The sequence below is a fragment of the uncultured Veillonella sp. genome (assembly GCF_934190855.1).
Classification (GTDB): domain Bacteria; phylum Bacillota; class Negativicutes; order Veillonellales; family Veillonellaceae; genus Veillonella.
On the sequence record NZ_CAKPTN010000121.1, the window covers coordinates 1 to 4899 of the forward strand.

Annotated in this window: 6 protein-coding genes; all 6 read left to right on the forward strand. The window is 37.6% G+C overall.

Going from position 1 to position 4899, the window contains the following annotated elements:
• A partial coding sequence (locus Q0F90_RS07135) for an Hsp70 family protein (RefSeq protein WP_296004352.1) occupies positions 1-432 on the forward strand: 432 nt, incomplete at its 5' end.
• A 16-nt stretch (positions 433-448) separates the two neighbouring features.
• The gene (dnaJ, locus tag Q0F90_RS07140) at positions 449-1606 is read left to right on the forward strand and encodes a molecular chaperone DnaJ (protein ID WP_296004353.1); all 1158 of its coding nucleotides are present in this window, start codon (positions 449-451) and stop codon (positions 1604-1606) included.
• Positions 1607-1661: 55 nt separating this feature from the next.
• On the forward strand, positions 1662-2525 hold the full coding sequence (locus Q0F90_RS07145; protein WP_296004354.1) for a 50S ribosomal protein L11 methyltransferase: 864 nt from the start codon (positions 1662-1664) through the stop codon (positions 2523-2525).
• Positions 2522-3253 (forward strand): 16S rRNA (uracil(1498)-N(3))-methyltransferase, encoded by a 732-nt coding sequence (locus Q0F90_RS07150; RefSeq protein WP_296004355.1) that lies wholly within the window; start codon positions 2522-2524, stop codon positions 3251-3253. The genes Q0F90_RS07145 and Q0F90_RS07150 overlap by 4 nt, the downstream gene beginning before the upstream one ends.
• A gap of 24 nt (positions 3254-3277) precedes the next feature.
• Positions 3278-4573, forward strand: a complete 1296-nt coding sequence (mtaB, locus tag Q0F90_RS07155; protein ID WP_296004356.1) for a tRNA (N(6)-L-threonylcarbamoyladenosine(37)-C(2))-methylthiotransferase MtaB — start codon at positions 3278-3280, stop codon at positions 4571-4573.
• Positions 4574-4584: 11 nt separating this feature from the next.
• Positions 4585-4899: histidine triad nucleotide-binding protein (locus Q0F90_RS07160; protein WP_296004357.1), on the forward strand; the 315-nt coding region annotated here is incomplete at its 3' end.

Consider the following 4899-nt stretch of genomic DNA (forward strand, 5'->3'; position numbering starts at 1 on the left):
ATTACAATTACTTCTTCTAGCGGATTGAAAGAAGACGAAATCGAACGCATGGTTAAAGAAGCTGAAGCGCATGCAGCAGAAGATAAAGCTAGAAAAGAAGAATTAGATATTAAAAATAATGCAGATTCCTTGGTATACCAAGCTGAAAAAGCATTGAAAGAACTTGATGGTCAAGGCGATGCTGCTTTATTGAAAGAAGTTGAAGAAGCAAAAGATAAATTGAAAAAATCTATCGAAGCTGGCAACATTGAAGACATCAAAAAAGATAGCGAAGCTTTGGAACAACCATTGCACAAATTAGCTGAACAAATGTATGCTGCTGCTCAACAAGCACAACAAGCTGCTGGTGGCGCTGAACAAGGCCAACAAGCAAAAGCTGATGACAATGTAGTTGATGCTGATTACACTGTAGTGGATGACGAAAAGAAATAAGAAGGGTTGGTAACTAATGGCACGAGATTATTATGACATCCTAGGGGTCAGCAAAAACGCCTCTCAAGATGAAATTAAAAAAGCCTTCCGTAAAAAGGCACGCCAATACCACCCTGACGTAAATAAAGACAATCCAAAGGAAGCAGAAGCAAAGTTTAAAGAAGCGAACGAAGCTTATGAAGTATTGTCTGACGAAACTAAAAAAGCTCAATATGACCAATTCGGCCACGACGCCTTCAAACAAGGAGGCGGCGCTGGCGCCGGTGGTTTCCAAGGCGGCTTTGGCGGTTTTGGTGGTCAAGCTGGTGGCTTTGGTGATATCTTCGGGGACATTTTTGGTGGCATGTTTGGCGGTGGTCGTCAACAACAAGGCCCTCAAAAAGGTAATGACTTGCGTGAAGATATTGATATTTCCTTTGAAGATGCAGTCTTTGGTAAGTCTATGGAAATCGAAGTGCATCGTCATGAAGAATGTGATCACTGTCATGGTACTGGTGGTGAGCCAGGCTCTCGTGTCGATACTTGTCCAAACTGTCATGGTTCTGGTCAAGAAGCGGTTATTCAAAATACGCCATTTGGTCGTATGCAATCCGTGCGCACTTGTTCCCGTTGTCATGGTTCTGGTAAAAGCATTGAAAAACCTTGTTCTAAATGCCGTGGTACTGGTGAAATGCTTGCAAAACGCAAGATTTCCATTAAGATTCCTGCTGGCGTAGATAGCGGTTCTCGCTTGCGTGTCGCTAATGAAGGTGAACCAGGTATTTTAGGCGGTCCTAAGGGCGACCTTTACGTATATATCTTTGTTCGTCCTCATAAAGAATTTGAGCGAAATGGTAATGACGTTATTAGCCGTGTAAATATTAGCTTTGCTCAAGCTGCTCTTGGTGCGACTATACAAGTTAACACCTTAGATGGTAAAGTAGAGTTAAAGATTCCGGAAGGTACTCAAACGGGAACGGCATTCCGCGTAAAGGGCAAAGGTATTCCATATTTGCGTAACCCTAACCAACGAGGGGACCAACATATTGTAGTAACTGTCCAAACGCCTAAAAAATTGACTGATACGCAACGTGAGTTATTATTACGCTTTGCTAATGAAAGCAATGAAGATGTAAATAATTTACAAGTGAGCAAAAGTCTCTTTGAAAAAATCAAGGACTGTTTAACGAAATGAACAGCTCATGTGAAGGAATGGTTTGTTCCATCACATTCCCTATAAAGGAGCATATATGCAATGGATAGAAATATCCATTGTCTGTGAAAGAGTAGCCACCGATGAGGTGACTACTCTTTTTGACGATTACGCAGACAATGGAATTATAGAAGAAGATGTTGAAGAACAACCTAATTTAATAAAATTAACGCTCTATGCTGATCCAACTCTTGATACCGATGAGATCAAGGCAGTCTTAGAAAAACGTCTTACAGAGGCAAATATTACGGTTAAATCAATAGATGCACATATACTTGATGAATCTACGTGGTTAAATTCTTGGCAACAATATATTGAGCCTACAGAAATATTACCAAATATTGTAATTAAGCCTGCTTGGCAAGAATATGACAACGTTGACAATAAAACAATTATAGAAATCGATTCAGATATTTCCTTTGGCACTGGCTCTCATGAAACGACTAGAACGTGTGCAGAACTTTTAAAAATTTATAGTGAATCTATGGATCTTGAGAAGGTTACATGTTTAGATATCGGTACAGGCACAGGTATACTTTTATTAGTAGCCGCACAATTAGGCATAAAACATTTAGTCGGCATTGATATCGAAGAATACGCAGCAAATCAAGCAAAAATTAACTGTGAAAATAATTGTGTACATGCGGAAATTATTTGTGGTGATTTAGATACAGATTTTAATGGTACTGCGCAATTAATTTTAGCTAATTTGACGGTAGATCCTTTAAAGATATTATTACCTCAAATAGGTAAGAAGCTTGAAGATAATGGTATTTTAATCATTAGTGGTATTATTGATGACCGATATGATGAAATCTTGCCGTATATCACTAAATATTGGCATATTATAGAGGAACGCGTGGCGGGCCCTTGGCATACCTTTGCGTTAGAAAAACGATGAAGAAAATATTTATCCCTACACCTTTAGATGAAATGATAGAATTTCCAAAAGATGTAACACATCATGTGTTACATGTTTTTCGCCACAATATGGAGAAACCTATCACTGTAACAGGTAGTGATAATCGTTGTGGTACCTATCTGATTACAGAAGAAGTTGATGGTAAGGCACTAGCTAAACTTATTAAATATGTAGAGTCTAATGTAGCTCCGTATCGGACTATTCTTGTTCAATCCTTATTAAAAGGTGAAAAATTAGAATGGGTATTGCAAAAGGCGACAGAGTTAAATGTAGATACAGTCTATCTTGTATCTACCGCTAATTGTGTAGCTAAATATGATGATAAGAAATTACAAGCAAAAGTCAGTCGTTGGGAGAAAATTATGTTAGAAGCAGCCCAACAATGTGGGCGTCATCAACTGCCTACACTTGTTGTAGGCGAAATGCTTTCACAAGTACTGGAAATCGAGGATGAAGCATTAAAACTAGTAGCCTATGAAAATGAAGAAGGTCATACTATTAAGACTGCACTTCAATCAATACATAATACTCAACATATAACTGACATTCTTATCTGTATTGGTCCTGAAGGGGGCTATCAAGAGAAGGAAATCAATGCTATTATAGAGAGTGGTGGAAAATCAGTTTCTCTTGGTAATACTATTTTGCGTGCTGAAACTGCTGCCATTGGATCACTAGCGATGATTCAATATGAATTAGAATTATAAATTAAACAAGAATAGAGAGGTGCAATGAAAACCGTTGCTTTTACAACCTTAGGCTGTCGTGTAAATCAATATGACACAGATGCCATGAAAGGTTTATTTTTACAAAACAACTACGAAGCAGTAGACTTCGATGAAAAAGCTGATATATATGTAATTAATACATGTTCTGTAACAAATATGGGAGAAAAGAAATCCCGTCAATTAATTCGAAAAGCAAAACGCCAAAATGAAGATGCTTATGTAATCGTAACAGGTTGCTACGCTCAACTTGATCCAGATGCAATTGCAGCCATCGATGGTGTTAACCTTGTTATCGGTACAAACAATCGATCAAAAATCGTTGAGCTTGTAGAACAATTAGAATCTACAGAACGCCAAATCAATGCTGTTCGAGATATTATGAAAGAGTCAAATTTTGAAGAAATGCCATTGTTTGGTAATGAATCCGATAAGGCTCGAGCTTTCATGAAAATTCAAGAAGGCTGTAATAACTATTGCTCTTTCTGCATCATTCCATATACTCGTGGTAAATTGAAATCTCGTAAGATTGAAGATATCGTAGAAGAAGCTAAGCGTCTAGTAGACCATGGTTTCCACGAAATCGTATTAACAGGTATTCATTTAGGCAATTACGGTGTGGAATTACCAGGTAGACCTACATTGGCAGATGTAGTAAAAGCTTTATTAGAAATCCCTGAGTTATATCGTATTCGTTTTGGCTCCATTGAATCTGTTGAGGTTTCAGATGAGCTAGTAGAATTAATGGCTACAGATAAACGCGTATGTCCAAACCTTCATTTGCCATTACAAGCAGGTTCAGACCATGTATTGAAATTAATGAGACGTCACTACACATTACAAGAGTATAAAGATCTCATTGCAAAGTTGCGTTCTCGCATTATAGATTTATCTATTACGACTGATATCATTGCCGGTTTCCCGCAAGAAACGGATGAAGATTTTGAAGAAACATTAAATACAGTACGTGAAATTGGATTTACCCATATTCACGCTTTCCCATATTCCATTCGTGAAGGTACGCCAGCTGCAACCATGCCTGATCAAGTACCGGAGGCCGTAAAAAAGACTCGTGTCGCATTGCTAAATGGTCTTAGTCAAGCTGGTTATGAAGCATACGCTAAATCTCGTATTGGTAAACCAGGTGAAATCCTTATTGAAAAGGAAGAAAATGGCTACTATACAGGTTTAACTAGCGAATATGTGAATGGTAAAGTAAAGTCTGATGGGCTACATAAGATTGGTGATCTCATTGGAGGAACTGTTGTTGGTTTTGAAGATAATAATTTAATTATTGAATAAGGAGTCTAATTATGAGCGATTGCATTTTCTGTAAAATTATTAATGGTGAAATCCCTTCCAATAAAGTATTGGAAAACGATAAATTCTATGCATTCCATGATATTCAACCAGTAAAAAAGGTACATGTTCTAATTGTGCCTAAAAATCACGTATCTAATATTGCACATCTTACAGAAAAGAATGCTGATTATGTAGAAGGTTTATTGCCATTTGTTCGTGATGTAGCGAAAGAGTTGGGTATTTCTAAAGATGGTTATCGCTTAATTTTTAACACTGGTGGTAAAGCTGGCCAAACTGTATTCCATATGCATGCACATCTATTAGGC